The organism is Micromonospora sp. ATLC16 (assembly GCF_057196645.1).
Genome location: NZ_JBXUOW010000099.1, coordinates 1 through 13,976, shown reverse-complemented (window position 1 = coordinate 13,976; position 13,976 = coordinate 1). Strand labels below are relative to the sequence as shown.

12 protein-coding genes and 4 pseudogenes are annotated in these 13,976 nt (G+C 70.8%); 10 read left to right on the top strand and 6 right to left on the bottom strand.

What is annotated here, in order from left to right:
* A pseudogene (locus AC2CHE_RS25065) lies at positions 1 to 345 on the top strand (hypothetical protein); the annotation flags it as partial.
* Between the two features lie 33 nt (positions 346 to 378).
* Here AC2CHE_RS25065 and lexA read toward each other — a convergent pair.
* Positions 379 to 1,161: a transcriptional repressor LexA gene (gene lexA / locus AC2CHE_RS25060; RefSeq protein ID WP_484507306.1), complete on the bottom strand. Its 783-nt coding sequence runs from the start codon at positions 1,159 to 1,161 to the stop codon at positions 379 to 381.
* A 550-nt stretch (positions 1,162 to 1,711) separates the two neighbouring features.
* Between lexA and nrdR the strand changes: the two genes are divergently transcribed.
* From nrdR to AC2CHE_RS25040, 4 genes and pseudogenes are all read left to right on the top strand, one after another.
* Positions 1,712 to 2,200, top strand: coding sequence for a transcriptional regulator NrdR (gene nrdR / locus AC2CHE_RS25055; RefSeq protein ID WP_484507305.1), 489 nt, complete (start codon positions 1,712 to 1,714; stop codon positions 2,198 to 2,200).
* A 66-nt stretch (positions 2,201 to 2,266) separates the two neighbouring features.
* Positions 2,267 to 3,916: pseudogene (locus AC2CHE_RS25050) on the top strand (vitamin B12-dependent ribonucleotide reductase); the annotation flags it as partial.
* A 36-nt stretch (positions 3,917 to 3,952) separates the two neighbouring features.
* A pseudogene (locus tag AC2CHE_RS25045) lies at positions 3,953 to 5,194 on the top strand (LAGLIDADG family homing endonuclease); the annotation flags it as partial.
* Positions 5,195 to 6,433 (top strand): annotated as a pseudogene (locus AC2CHE_RS25040) (TSCPD domain-containing protein); the annotation flags it as partial.
* Positions 6,434 to 6,540: 107 nt separating this feature from the next.
* On the opposite strand, the gene AC2CHE_RS25035 reads toward AC2CHE_RS25040, so the two are convergent.
* Entirely contained in the window at positions 6,541 to 6,855 is a 315-nt protein-coding gene (locus AC2CHE_RS25035) for an HIT family protein (protein ID WP_484507304.1), read from the bottom strand.
* A gap of 152 nt (positions 6,856 to 7,007) precedes the next feature.
* On the opposite strand from AC2CHE_RS25035, the gene AC2CHE_RS25030 reads away from it, so the two are divergent.
* Positions 7,008 to 7,958, top strand: coding sequence for a DUF2332 family protein (locus AC2CHE_RS25030; RefSeq protein WP_484507303.1), 951 nt, complete (start codon positions 7,008 to 7,010; stop codon positions 7,956 to 7,958).
* Here AC2CHE_RS25030 and AC2CHE_RS25025 read toward each other — a convergent pair.
* From AC2CHE_RS25025 to AC2CHE_RS25015, 3 genes are all read right to left on the bottom strand, one after another.
* Positions 7,942 to 8,169, bottom strand: a complete 228-nt coding sequence (locus AC2CHE_RS25025) for a DUF6010 family protein (protein ID WP_484507308.1) — start codon at positions 8,167 to 8,169, stop codon at positions 7,942 to 7,944. The genes AC2CHE_RS25030 and AC2CHE_RS25025 overlap by 17 nt on opposite strands.
* 140 nt (positions 8,170 to 8,309) lie before the next feature.
* The gene (locus tag AC2CHE_RS25020; RefSeq protein WP_484507307.1) at positions 8,310 to 9,491 is read right to left on the bottom strand and encodes an RNA polymerase sigma factor; all 1,182 of its coding nucleotides are present in this window, start codon (positions 9,489 to 9,491) and stop codon (positions 8,310 to 8,312) included.
* 86 nt (positions 9,492 to 9,577) lie between these two features.
* Entirely contained in the window at positions 9,578 to 9,919 is a 342-nt protein-coding gene (locus tag AC2CHE_RS25015; RefSeq protein WP_484507302.1) for a YciI family protein, read from the bottom strand.
* A gap of 43 nt (positions 9,920 to 9,962) precedes the next feature.
* Here AC2CHE_RS25015 and AC2CHE_RS25010 point away from each other — a divergent pair, with 43 nt between their 5' ends.
* Complete coding sequence (locus AC2CHE_RS25010) at positions 9,963 to 10,202, top strand: C1orf53 family protein (RefSeq protein WP_484507301.1); 240 nt, start codon at positions 9,963 to 9,965, stop codon at positions 10,200 to 10,202.
* A gap of 12 nt (positions 10,203 to 10,214) precedes the next feature.
* Here AC2CHE_RS25010 and AC2CHE_RS25005 read toward each other — a convergent pair whose 3' ends face one another.
* Positions 10,215 to 10,904, bottom strand: a complete 690-nt coding sequence (locus tag AC2CHE_RS25005) for an iron-dependent transcriptional repressor DtxR (protein ID WP_484507300.1) — start codon at positions 10,902 to 10,904, stop codon at positions 10,215 to 10,217.
* Between the two features lie 97 nt (positions 10,905 to 11,001).
* On the opposite strand from AC2CHE_RS25005, the gene AC2CHE_RS25000 reads away from it, so the two are divergent.
* From AC2CHE_RS25000 to AC2CHE_RS24990, 3 genes are all read left to right on the top strand, one after another.
* Positions 11,002 to 11,865 (top strand): sulfurtransferase, encoded by an 864-nt coding sequence (locus AC2CHE_RS25000; protein ID WP_484507299.1) that lies wholly within the window; start codon positions 11,002 to 11,004, stop codon positions 11,863 to 11,865.
* A gap of 120 nt (positions 11,866 to 11,985) precedes the next feature.
* Positions 11,986 to 13,167: an acetoin utilization protein AcuC gene (locus AC2CHE_RS24995; RefSeq protein ID WP_484507298.1), complete on the top strand. Its 1,182-nt coding sequence runs from the start codon at positions 11,986 to 11,988 to the stop codon at positions 13,165 to 13,167.
* A gap of 28 nt (positions 13,168 to 13,195) precedes the next feature.
* On the top strand, positions 13,196 to 13,976 hold a 781-nt coding region (locus AC2CHE_RS24990), incomplete at its 3' end, for a GNAT family N-acetyltransferase (protein ID WP_484507297.1).

Sequence of the window (13,976 nt, the reverse complement as noted above, 5' to 3'; positions counted from 1 at the left end):
CGACCGGCCACCGGCAACGGTGCTCGCCCGGGGCAGGGCGGTGGCGTCTACGGCGGAGGCGGTGGCCGGCCCGGCGGTGAGGGTGCTCCGGTCTACGGCGGGAGGCCGGGAGGTGGTCGAGCGTCCGGTGGCGGCGGACGCCCCGGCGGCGGTGTCTACGGTGGCGGTGGCGCGCGCGGCGGCGGACAGTCCGGCGGGGGAGGGCGCGCGGAGCCACCCCGGCGTGGTGGCTCGGCCGAACCGGACTATCGGGGGCGACGCTCCGGGCGCTACCGAGACGATGACAACGGGCCGTACGGTCAGGTGCGCGGCGGCAACTACGGCTACCGGGGCGACCGGTACTGACCTCAGGCCGGTACCGGGCCGTCGACCGCCGAGTCAGATGCGGCGTAGCACCGCGACCACCCGGCCCATGATGGTGGCGTCGTCGCCGGGGATCGGGTCGAAGGCCGGATTCTGTGGCATCAGCCAGACGTGACCGTCACGGCGACGGTAGGTCTTCACGGTGGCCTCGCCGTCCAGCATGGCGGCGACGATCTCACCGGAGTCCGCGGTCGGCTGCTGCCGGACGACCACCCAGTCGCCGTCACAGATCGCCGCGTCGAGCATCGAGTCACCCTTGACCTGGAGCATGAAGACCTCGCCCTCACCGACCAGCTCGCGCGGCAGCGGGAAGACGTCCTCCATCGACTGCTCGGCGAGGATGGGCCCACCGGCGGCGATGCGGCCGAGCATCGGGACGTAGGCCGGGGTGGGCCGCTGGGAGCGGCTCAGTTCGTCGTCGACGTCGTTCGGGGAGCGGACGTCGACCGCCCGAGGGCGGTTCGGATCGCGTCGGAGGAAGCCCTTCTTCTCCAGCTCCTTGAGCTGGTAGGCGACGCTGGACGGGGAGACCAGCCCGACCGCCTCACCGATCTCGCGCACGCTCGGTGGGTAGCCGTGGCGCTCCACCCAGGTGCGGATGAAGTCCAGGATGCGTCGCTGCCGGGCGGTGAGGTCGACAGTCGCCGGGTCGGGGAAGCTGCTGACCACCGGGGTCACCGGGCGCACGGCCGGCTGGCCCGAGCGGGCACGGGTGACACTCCGGCGTCGGGCGGCCGGGGGGCCCGCCTCGATGCTCTGCTGCGGGCTCTTTGGCCGGTTGGCCCGGTCCTCGGTCACGTCCGTCCTCCCTGGTCGGCGCTGAGTGCCTCGGCGGCTCGTGGTGCGCACGGTGATCTACTGGCCGGCGGGTCGACCATGGTCACCTCCGGTTGTTCATGACCGTATAGGTGAGATCGGTCTTTTTCAAACATCTGTACGACCTTCTGCCGCGTGTCGAGGGGAAATCAGCACGGCTGCTGGTCCGTACTGATAAATAGTACGGGTGTTCGAGTGGACGTGAATTGTCGATGCCTGTCCGGGCGGGCGGTAACCGGCGTGGCCGAGTTCGCGTTGGGCTCTCCGGTTGGCGCGGAACGGGGGTGCGGGTGGGGTTCCGGGTGACGCGCCGGACACGCCGACCAACTTGACCCGGGATCGTCGGCGACATACGGTCAACCCCTAGATGTAGTAGTCACATGGGCGTAAGTTGCCTACAGGTTGGGTTCGACTACCGACCGCACTCCCGTACGCCGAGCCGGCGGCCATCCTGCGGGGATGGGCTCCGGCTTACCGAGGCGTGCCCGGAGGGCGGTTGGGCGGCCCTGTGGTCGATCGAGGAGGTCGGGCGATGCGGTGTCCGTACTGCCGGCACGCCGACTCCCGGGTGGTCGACTCGCGCGAGGCCGACGACGGCCAGCTGATCCGGCGGCGGCGATCCTGCCCCGAGTGCGGTAAACGGTTCACCACCGTCGAGGAGGCGGTGCTGGCCGTGGTCAAGCGCAGCGGCGTGACCGAGCCGTTGAGCCGGACGAAGATCATCGGTGGGGTGCGCAAGGCGTGCCAGGGCCGGCCGGTCGACGAGGATTCGATCGCGCTGCTGGCGCAGCGGGTCGAGGAGACCGTCCGGGCCAAGGGGGCAGCCGAGATTCCCAGCCACGAGGTGGGGCTGGCCATCCTGGGCCCGCTGCGGGACCTGGACGAGGTCGCTTACCTGCGGTTCGCCAGTGTCTACCGGTCGTTCGACTCGCTCGCCGATTTCGAACGGGAGATCGAGACGCTACGGGCCGCCGCGCGCGCCCGCGAGGCTGCCGGTGCCGAGCCGACCAGCACGCAGTGATTTTCCAGCATTACCAGTGACAGTCGGATCGCGCGGCGGGCCCGCGTGGACGAGGGGGCGGATGAGATGCCGGGGGACGGTGTGACAACAAGCAGGTCACGAAGCAAGGCGGGCGCGGGGCTCAAGATCGAGCGGGTCTGGACGACCCCGGGAGTGCACCCGTACGACGAGGTCACCTGGGAACGCCGCGACGTCGTGATGACGAACTGGCGGGACGGCTCGATCAACTTCGAGCAGCGGGGCGTGGAGTACCCGCAGAGTTGGAGCGTCAACGCGGCCAACATCGTGACCACCAAGTACTTCCGGGGCGCGGTGGGGACCCCGGAACGCGAGTGGTCGCTCAAGCAGCTGATCGACCGGGTGGTCGCCACCTACCGCACCGCCGGTGAGGAGTACGGCTACTTCGCCTCCCCGGCCGACGCCGAGGTCTTCGCGCACGAGCTGACCTGGATGCTGCTGCACCAGGTGTTCAGCTTCAACTCCCCGGTCTGGTTCAACGTCGGCACGCCCTCGCCCCAGCAGGTGTCCGCCTGTTTCATCCTATCTGTGGATGATTCGATGGATTCCATCCTGGATTGGTACAAAGAGGAAGGGCTGATCTTCAAGGGCGGCTCCGGCTCCGGGGTCAACCTGTCCCGGATCCGCTCATCCCGGGAACTGCTCTCCTCCGGCGGCACCGCCTCCGGCCCGGTCAGCTTCATGCGCGGTGCCGACGCCAGCGCCGGCACCATCAAGTCCGGCGGCGCCACCCGGCGCGCGGCCAAAATGGTCATCCTCGACGTCGACCACCCCGACATCGAGGAGTTCGTGGTCACCAAGGCGCGCGAGGAAGACAAGATCCGCGCGCTGCGTGACGCCGGGTTCGACATGGACCTGGGCGGCTCCGACATCGTCAGCGTGCAGTACCAGAACGCCAACAACTCGGTCCGGGTCTCCGACGAGTTCATGTCGGCGGTGGCGAACGGCGGCAGCTTCGACCTGCGCGGCCGGCTCGACGGCGCGGTGATCGACACCATCGACGCCAAAAACCTGTTCCGCACCGTCTCCCAGGCCGCCTGGGCGTGCGCCGACCCCGGCCTCCAGTACGACGACACCATCAACGACTGGCACACCTGCCCGGAGACCGGCCGGATCACCGCGTCGAACCCGTGCTCGGAGTACCTGCACCTGGACAACTCCTCGTGCAACCTGGCCTCGCTGAACCTGATGAAGTTCCTCCGGGCCGACGGCGGCTTCGAGGTGGAGAAGTTCGTCAGGAGCGTCGAGCTGGTCATCACCGCGATGGACATCTCGATCTGCTTCGCCGACTTCCCGACCGAGAAGATCGGCGAGACCACCCGGGCGTACCGGCAGCTCGGCATCGGCTACGCCAACCTGGGCGCCCTGCTGATGGCCTCCGGCCTGCCGTACGACTCGGATCAGGGCCGCTCGCTCTCCGCCGCGATCACCTCGCTGATGACCGGCACGGCGTACCGCCGCTCGGCCGAGTTGGCCGGCATCGTCGGCGCGTACGACGGCTACGCCCGCAACGCGGAGCCGCACAAGCGGGTGATGCGCAAGCACGCCGCGGCCAACGACGAGATCAAGCCGTCCGGCACGGTGGCCACCGCTCTGGTCCGCGAGGCCACGAAGCAGTGGACCCAGGGCAACAAGATCGGCGACAAGAACGGCTGGCGCAACTCGCAGGCCAGCGTGCTCGCCCCGACCGGGTGTCTGACCCCGGACACGCTGGTCACCACCGACCGTGGCCTGATGCGGCTGGGCGAGATCGGCGACATGTACGGCGACCGTTGGCAGGACCTTGACATGCAGGTCTCCACCGACGAGGGCGCTCGCCGGGCGACCAAGTTCTTCATAAACGGTGAGGAGCCGACCCGGCGCGTGGTCACCGACGGCGGCTACGCGATCCAGGGCACCCTCGCCCACCGGATCAAGGTCGTTGACCCGCGGAGCGGTGCGTGGGTGTGGAAGCGGATGGCGGAGGTCGCCCCGGGCGATCTCGTACCGATGCAGCTCGGCACTCTGGTCGGCGAACCGCGACAGGTGCCGCTGCCGGTGCTCGACCAGGCCTACTACGCCGGTGACCGTCGGCTGTACGTCCCCGAGCACGTCGACGGGGATCTCGCAGAGCTGGTCGGCTACTTCATGGGCGACGGCAGCCTGCACGCCAAGGGCGTCCGGTTCAGTGTCGCCGACACCGACCTCGATGTGATCGAGCGCCTCCGGGTGCTGAGCAAGGGCCTCTTCGGACTGGAGCCGGTCGTCACGGCGCAGGCCGGTTATCAGGAGGTGACCCTTCAGTCGGTGCGGCTGGCCCGCTGGTGGCAGGCGGCCGGGTTCGCCAAGACCCTGCCGCAGGCCGACCACACCGGCAAGGGCTGGTCGCCCCGGGTGCCGTCGGCGATCCTGGAGACCAACAACCCCGCCGTCTACGGAGCCTTCCTGCGCGGTCTGTTCGAGGCGGACGGGTCGGTTGCCGCCGGAGTGCCGTCGGTCTCGACGTCGACCGAATCGTTCGCCGCCGAGCTGCGTACGCTGCTGCTCGCGCTCGGCATGGCCACCACCACCCGCCGCACGACCAGCGGGCTGGGCTCGGACATGTGGCAGGTTCGGCTGCGCAACACGGAGCACGCTCTGGCGTACGAGGAGGTCGTCGGCTTCATCGGCGAGCGCAAGGCTCGGCTGCTGGTCACCGAGTCGACGCAGTCTGGGAACCGGGACCGGATTCACCTGCCCGAGGCGCTGTGGGAGCTGCTCGTGCCGGCCGGGCACGAGTTGCGCGACACCGTCGGTCAGTCGCTGCGCCGGACCGGGGGAGTGCCCCGGGCGGTGGCGATGCGGATCTTCGCCGAGACCGGCGACGACCGGCTCGGGCATGCCCTCGGCTACCTGTTCGAGACGGTCGCGGCCAACGAGGACGGCGGCATCCAGCCGACCTACGACCTGTCGGTGCCGGAGAACGTCACCTACGTCGCCTCGGGCTTCGTCAGCCACAACACCATCGGCCTGATGATGGACTGCGACACCACCGGCGTGGAGCCGGATCTGGCGCTTGTCAAGTTCAAGAAGCTGGTCGGTGGCGGCTCGATGCAGATCGTCAACCAGACCGTGCCGCGCGCCCTGCGCTCCCTCGGGTACCCGGAGGAGCAGGTCGAGGCGATCGTCGAGCACATCGCCGACCAGGGTCACGTGGTGGACGCTCCCGGCCTCAAGCCGGAGCACTACCCGGTCTTCGACTGTGCCATGGGCGAGCGGTCCATCGCGCCGATGGGCCACGTGCGGATGATGGCGGCGGTCCAGCCGTTCATCTCCGGCGCCATCTCCAAGACGGTGAACATGCCGGAGCAGGCCACCGTCGAGGACGTCGAGAAGATCTACTTCGAGGGCTGGAAGCTCGGCCTCAAGGCGCTGGCCATCTACCGGGACAACTGCAAGGTCGGCCAGCCGCTGTCGGCGGCGAAGAAGAAGGCCGCCGAGCCGGAGGCGACCACCACCGCGGTCGAGCCGGTGGTGGAGAAGGTCGTCGAGTACCGCCCGGTGCGCAAGCGGCTGCCGAAGAAGCGGCCGTCGGAGACGGTCAGCTTCTCCGTCGGTGGCGCCGAGGGCTACCTCACCGCCTCGTCGTACCCGGACGACGGCCTCGGCGAGGTCTTCCTCAAGATGTCGAAGCAGGGCTCGACGCTGGCCGGGGTGATGGACGCCTTCTCGGTGGCCATCTCCATCGGTCTGCAGTACGGCGTGCCGCTGGAGACGTACGTCAGCAAGTTCACCAACATGCGCTTCGAGCCGGCCGGCATGACCGACGACCCGGACGTGCGGATGGCCGCCTCGGTGATGGACTACATCTTCCGTCGCCTGGCGTTGGACTTCCTGCCCTACGAGCGCCGCGCCGAGCTGGGCATCTTCACCGCCAAGGAGCGGGCCGCCCAGTTGCGGGCCGAGGCCGAGGCGGAGGCGAACGGCACCGATCTGACCGCGATGGCCGCGTCTGCTCCGGTGGAGAGCAAGCCGGAGGAGCCGAAGGCCGGCCCGGTCGCCCAGCCGGCCCAGGAACTCGCCGACGTCGCCGCGGTCAAGCCGGCACCGCCGGTCGGTTCCAGCACCGAGCTGTTGGAGGCCGTGATCGGCAAGGCCGCCGACGCACCGCTCTGCTTCACCTGCGGTACGAAGATGCGTCCGGCCGGTAGCTGCTACGTCTGCGAGGGCTGCGGCTCCACCAGCGGCTGCAGCTGACCCGAGCACGCGACGAGCCCCGGGCGGATCACCGTCCGGGGCTCGTTCGCCTCTTGCGATCTTGGACCGAACTGGCCCCTCCAGGGGCGCTGCCGTACCAAGATCGGTCAAGCTGGCGTTTCGGTAGCGAGGTGTCCGCGCAATTCGACGGCGAGGGAGTCCATGGTGGCCTCGGGGACACGTTCGTCGGGTGGCGCGTGGAGGTAGGCGAAGGCCCGCGGGCCACGGTGATCGAGTGGAATGTCCGCCGGGCGGGGCACCACGTGGAAGTGGACGTGCGCGAAACCGGCCTGTTCGGCGTACTGCATGACGTAGGTCTTGACGCAGCCGGTGACGGCGGTCAGCGCCCGGGAGAGCCGGATCGGTGTCGACGCGTTCCCGTGGCGGCAGCGTGTCGAACCGCTCCTCGCTGCGGCACACACAGCAGTCCATCCCCGCACCGTACCGAGCGACAACCATGGGATCTTGCTGCGAAACCGCCCCTCCGAGGGCGGTTTCGCACCAAGATTTCGTAGCGAGCGGCGGCGATGGAGGTCACCGTTCACAGTGACCGTGTTGCTGGGATGATCGGGTTATGACGATCGCGGAGCGCTACGTCCGGTTCGCCGAGCGCGAAGCGCGCGGGGTTTCTCCCTCGTACGAACGGCTGGCCCGCTTCGTGTCCCGGGACCAGGAACTGCTTAGCCTGCTCGGCACCCTGCCGGAGGCCAAGCAGCAGCCGAACCTGCTCTTCGGTGTGGTACGTCTGCACGGCGGGCCGGTCGACGAACCAGCCGCGTTCCGTGAGTACACGCTTGCCAACTGGTCGACCGTCGAGGCGGAGGTCCGTACCCGGGTCACGCAGACCAACGAGGCCGGTCGCTGCGCCGTACTGCTGCCGTTGCTCGCGGCGCTCCCGCAGCCGCTTGCCTTGCTGGAGGTCGGTGCCTCCGCCGGTCTCTGCCTCTACCCCGACCGGTACGCGTACCGCTACGCCGGCAGTTCGCCCGGTGGCCACCTCATCGGCACGGGGGAGCCGGTGCTCGACTGCGTGGCCACCAACCTGACGCCGCCGGACCATCGGCCGGAGGTGGTGTGGCGAGCCGGCCTGGACCTGAATCCGCTCGACGTGACCGATCCGGCCGACCTGACCTGGCTCGACGCCCTGATCTGGCCGGAGCACGAGCATCGCCGGGCCCGGCTGCGGTCGGCGGCGGCCATCGCCGCAGCCGATCCGCCGCTGCTGGTCCGCGGCGACCTGGTCGACGACCTGCCGGCGCTGGCCGCGCAGGCACCGGCCGACGCCACCCTGGTGGTCTTCCACACCAGCGTGCTCTATCTGGTGCCGACGCCGCGCCGGTCGGCCTTCGCCGAGGAGGTACGCCGGCTGCCCGGCCACTGGATCGCCAACGAGGGGCCGAGCGTGCTGCGGTACGCCGCACTGCCACAGCCGCCGAGCGACGCGCACCTCAACGTGCTTGCGCTCGACGGGCAGCCGCTGGCCTGGACGCGCGGGCACGGGCAGGAGATCACCTGGTTCGGCTAGCCGCCGCAGGCCCGGCTGACCGGCGGTGGAGCAGGTCCCGCAGCGACCAACCGCCGGTCAGGCGCCAGAGCGCGATGACCGGGTCGCAGATTGCGCAGCCGAACGAAGAGTCGTGGGCGAAGGGAATGATCGGGTTGCCCTTCAGGTGGTGGACGACGTCCCAGCCGGTGTGCAGGAGCCAGCCGACGCCGATCCACCGCCACGACTCCAGGCCGCCGCCTCCCGCCCGTAGCCCGGGCGAGGAGCGGCGAGGAGCGGCCTTCTCCTTCGCGCCCCTGACAGGGTGACATGATCATGTCACCCGGTCAGGGTGCTCACTCATCTCACCGCGGCCTGGCGGGGAAGACCTCGTCAGAAGGTGACGACCTCGCCGAGGCGGGTGGTGAGGAATTCGCGTTCGGCGTCGTTGTCCACAAGTTCCAGGGCATCCCGGTAGGCCCCCGCCGCCTCGGCGTCGCGGCCGAGCCGGCGCAGCAGGTCGGCCCGGATCGCCGGCATGTAGTGGTATCCGGCCAGCCGCGGGTCCCGGGCGAGGGCGTCGACCTCGGCGAGTGCCACAGCTGGCCCGTCCACCATGGACACCGCCACCGCCCGGTTCAACGCGACCACCGGTGAGGGCCAGCGGGCCAGCAACGCGTCGTAGAGCCGGACGATCTGCGGCCAGTCGGTCGCCTCGTAGCTGGGCGCGAGGGCGTGCAGCGAGGCGATGGCGGCTTGCAGCGCGTACCGACCGGCCGGTCCGGTGTGGAACACGCCGAGCACCAGGCGGTGTCCCTCGGCGATGGCGTCCCGGTCCCAGGCGGAACGGTCCTGGTCCGCCAGCCGTAGCAGCCGGCCCTCGGCGTCGGTACGGGTGGCCCGGCGGGCGTGGGTGAGCAGCAGCAGCGCGAGCAGACCGGGTACCTCCGGCTCGTCGGGCAGCAGGGTCGCCAGCATCCGGGCCAGGGGCAGCGCGCGGTCGACCAGGTCTGCGCGGACCAGGTCGTCGCCGCTGGGCGCGGTGTGTCCGGTGGTGTAGAGCAGGTGTACGACGGCGAGCACCGGGCTGAGCCGTTCGGGCAGTTCGGCGGCCTCGGGGACCCGGTAGGGGATCCGGGCGGCGGCGATCTTCTTCTTGGCGCGGGTGACGCGTGCCGCCATGGTCGCTTCGGGAACCAGGAAGACGCTGGCGATGTCGGCGGTGCTCACGCCGCAGACCAAACGTAGGGTGAGCGCGACCTGCGCCTCCTGGGCGAGCGCCGGATGGCAGCAGGTGAAGACCAGACGTAGCCGGTCGTCCGGCACCGCCACCTCGTCTGGGACATCCGGTTCCGCCTGGTCCGGTTCCACCAGCAGGGGCAGTTTGGTACGCAGCACCTGCCGGCGGCGCAGCACGTCGAGAGCCTTGCGGCGGGCCGTCGCGGTGAGCCACGCGCCAGGCCGTTCCGGTACGCCGTCGCGGGTCCAGGTGCCGAGCGCGGCCAGGTACGCCTCCTGGACGCTCTCCTCGGCGAGGTCGAAGTCACCGGCGACGCGAGCCGTGGCGGCGAGCACGAACGTCCACTCGCGGCGGTGCGCGTCCGCGACGGCCCGTTCGACCTCGGCGACCGTGGCCGGCACGGCGGTGCGCTCGCCGTCGCTCACTCGGCGGGCGGCTCGAACAGCGGCCGGACCTCCACCCCGCCGTGAATGGTGGCCGGGTTCAACTTGGCGATCCGCACAGCGGTGTCCAGGTCGGGTGCGTCCAGTACGAAGAATCCGGCGACGACCTCCTTGGCCTCGATGAACGGGCCGTCGGTGACGAGGTCGCCGCGTACCGCGGTGGCGGTGGTGCTCGGTTGCAGGGCGAATCCCGTCACGATCTGCCCACCAAGTTCCGCCACCTGCGCGGGATACCGGTCCAGCAGGGCGATGTAGTCGGGGGTGAGGTCCATCGGGTCGGCCGGTGCCGGCGAGTAGATCAGGACTGCGTACTGGGCCATGAGGTCTCCTCCATCGACTTGGGAGAAACCTAGACTGCCGGTGATGAGCGGAGAAAGACGGCCCCTGGCGGCACGGCCCCTGACCGAGCCGCATCCTTCACGGTTGCCGTTCGATCACCCCGGCCGGCAGCACATCCTCGCCGTGCACGCCGAAGCCCTGGCTGCGGGCGACGCCGGCTATCTCGACCCGGACACCGGGCTGTTCGTCCTCACCGCCGGATTCCTGGCTCGACGCGGCACCTGCTGCGGCCGGGGCTGTCGACACTGCCCGTACGTGAGCTGAGACCGTTTCGAGTCAGGCGGCGGCGACGAAGACCCGAGAGGCGATCTCCCGGGGCAACCGGACGCTCTCGCCGGAGCGGTCGATCGACACGGCATCGCGTTCCTGCGCCACCGTCACCGTGGCACCCGGGTCGACGCCGGCCGCGTGCAGTTGACGGAGGACGTCGGCGTCGGTCTGTACGCTCTCGCAGATCCGACGTACGACGACGGTGCCGGTCAGCCCGGGGAAGGCCAGGTTGCGCTCGCCGTCGATCGGCTCGGGCTCGGCCTGGCCGGGCGAGCCCAGCTCGTCCAGCCCCGGGATCGGGTTGCCGTACGGCGACCGGGTCGGCCGGTTGAGCAGATCGTAGACCCGCTTCTCGACCGCGTCGCTCATCACGTGCTCCCAGCGGCAGGCCTCTTCGTGGGCCTCCTCGTAGGGCATCCCGATCACGTTGACCAGCAGCAGCTCGGCGAGCCGGTGTTTGCGCATCACCGAGACGGCGGCGCTGCGCCCCTGCTCGGTGAGGCTCAGGTGCCGGTCACCTTCGACGGTGAGCAGGCCGTCGCGTTCCATTCGGGCGACGGTCTGACTGACCGTGGGGCCGCTCTGGCGTAGGCGTTCGGCGATCCGGGCGCGCAACGGAGGCACGCCCTCCTCCTCAAGTTCGAGGATCGTACGCAAGTACATTTCGGTCGTATCGACCAGGTCGTGAGACTTCATGGTTTCAGCGGCCCTCCAGCCTTGATGGTAGCCTGCCGCACCGCGGACGTCTGTCGCCGAACCGTAGGAATGTCACTTATGGTGTTGACTGTGGGTCATGTCCGCTACTGAGGATCTTCTGGTCGAGGCCGAGCGGCTCGCCGCCGAACTCGCAGGAACCGACCCGCCCACCCTGCTCGATGTCCGCTGGCGCCTGGCCGGGGCACCCGGACGGGACGACTACCTGGCGGGACACCTGCCGGATGCCGTCTTCGTCGATCTGGACACCGCGCTGTGCGGCGCTCCCGGCCCGGCCGGACGGCACCCGCTGCCCGAACCGGCCGCGCTGGAGGCGGCGTTGCGGGCGGCCGGCGTGCGGGCCGGTCATCCCGTCGTGGTGTACGACGGAGGCGACGGCATGTCGGCGGCCCGGGCCTGGTGGACGCTGCGCTGGGTGGGGCATCGACCGGTCCGGCTGCTGCACGGCGGCTACCCGGCCTGGACGGCGGCCGGCCTGCCGGTCAGCACCGAGCAACCCGCTCCGGGGCCGGGCGACGTGACGGTCCGCCCGGGAGCCCTGCCGGTGCTGGACGCGGCGGATGCCGCCCGTCTGGCGGCCGGCGGCGGTGTCTTGATCGACGTGCGGGCCGCGCCCCGCTACCGGGGCGAGCACGAGCCCATCGATCCGGTTGCCGGCCACATCCCCGGCGCGGTGAATCTGCCCGCATCCGAGTACGTCGCCGAGGGACGCTTCCCGGCTGCGGAGGCGCTGCGGGACCGTTTCGCCACTGCCGGCGTGGCCGCCGAGGCGTCGGTCGGGGCGTACTGCGGCTCCGGTGTGACCGCTGCGCAGGCCGTGCTCGCGCTGCATCTGGCCGGCCGCACGGACGCCGCGCTCTACGTCGGCTCGTGGAGCAACTGGATCGTCGACCCGGTCCGACCGGTGGCCACCGACCCGCGGCCGGACCGGCCCACCGCCTGACCGGTGGCATCGGCGGTACGGCGGGTGCCGACCCGGTGCGGGGGCTGACCGGTGTGCCGGCTGACCAGCGTGCGGCCCGGCGGCCGGGCCGCCGACCCGCACCCGTGCGACCATGGGCAGATGTCCGACGACACGCTGGTGGTGTGGGACGAGTCGCTGCTCGCCTACGACCTCGGTGACCACCCGCTCGATCCGGTGCGGGTGGAGTTGACCATCGCCCTCGCTCGGGAACTGGGCATCCTGGAACGGGCCGGGGTGCGGCTGGTGCCGCCGGTGCCCGCCGACGACGACCTGCTCACCCGGGTGCACGACCCGCGCTACCTCGACGCGGTGCGGATCGCGCCACGCGATCCGCTCTTCGCCGGGTTCGGCCTGGGCACTTCGGACAATCCCGTCTTCGACGGGATGCACGAGTCCAGTGCGCTGGTCGCCGGGGCGAGCGTGATCGCAGCCGAGGCGGTGTGGCGGGGTACGGCCCGCCGGGCGGTCAACGTCGCCGGCGGTCTGCACCACGCCATGCCCGCCCGCGCCGCCGGGTTCTGTGTCTACAACGACCCGGCGGTGGCCATCGCCCGGCTGCTCGACCTGGGCGCCGAGCGCATCGCGTACGTCGACGTCGACGTGCACCACGGCGACGGGGTGCAGCAGATCTTCTGGGACGACCCACGGGTGCTGACGGTCAGCCTGCACGAGACCCCGCTCGCCCTGTTCCCCGGCACCGGCTTCCCCGACGAGACAGGTGGCCCGAACGCCGCCGGCACCGCGGTCAACATCCCGCTGCCACCCGGGGTCGAGGACGCCGGTTGGCAGCGCGCCTTCCACGCGGTCGTGCCGTCGGTGCTGCGGGCGTTCCGTCCACAACTGTTGTTCACCCAGTGCGGGGCGGACGCCCACCGCGTCGACCCCCTGGCCGACCTGCACCTGTCCGTCGACGGGCAGCGCGCCACCTACCTGGCGTTGCGGGCGCTCGCCGACGAGTTGTGCGACGGACGCTGGGTGGCCACCGGCGGTGGCGGGTACGCCCTGGTCGAGGTGGTGCCCCGGGCCTGGACGCATCTCCTGGCGGTGGCCACCGGCGCGCCGTTGGATCCGGCGACGCTGACCCCGCCGGCCTGGCGGGAACTGGCCATGGCCCGTCGGCCCGGCTTCGACGTACCGCTGCGGATGACCGACGACGTCGACCCGGGCTACGAGCCGTGGCAGCCGACCGGGGAGCCGAGCCCGGTGGACCGGGCGGTCGCGGCAACCCGGAAGGCGGTCTTCCCGCTGCTCGGCCTCGACCCGCACGATCCGCGTGACTGACTGAGCCGGCCGGGGAGGGCCGTCCGAGGTGACCACAGCCGAACACACCGTGGACGTGCTGCTCAGCGACGGCAGCACGGTCCAGTTGCGACCGATCGAACCGTCCGACGCGCCCGCGATCGTGGCGATGCACTCGCGGTTCTCCGAACGCACCCGATACCTGCGCTACTTCTCGCCGTACCCGCGGATCCCGGAGCGGGACCTGCGCCGATTCGTCAACGTCGACCACCGTGAGCGGGAGGCGTTCGTGGTCCTGGCCGGCGACCGGATCGTCGCCGTGGGCCGCTACGAACGGCTCGGCCCGGCCTCGCCCGACGCCGAGGTGGCCTTCGTGGTCGAGGACGCCTACCAGGGGCGGGGCATCGGATCGGTGCTGATGGAGCATCTCGCCGACGCCGCCCGCCGGGCCGGGATCGTCAACTTCGTGGCCGAGGTGCTCCCGACCAACGGGCAGATGCTGCGGGTCTTCGCCGACTTCGGGTACCAGATCCAGCGCCAGTTCGCCGACGGGGTGGTGCACCTCAATTTCCCGATCGCGCCCACCGAGACGACCCTGGAGGTGCAGCGCGGACGGGAGCACCGCACCGAGGCACGGTCCATCGCCCGGCTGCTCGCCCCACGTGGCGTCGCCGTCTACGGCGCCAGCGCCACCGGTCAGGGGGTGGGGGCGGCGGTGCTCGGGCACCTGCGCGACGGCGGGTTCACCGGCTCGGTGGTGCCGGTGCACCCGAGCGCCGCGCGGGTGGCCGGGCTGCCCGCGTACCCGTCGGCGGCCGATGCCGGGCTGCCGGTCGACCTGGCGGTGGTGG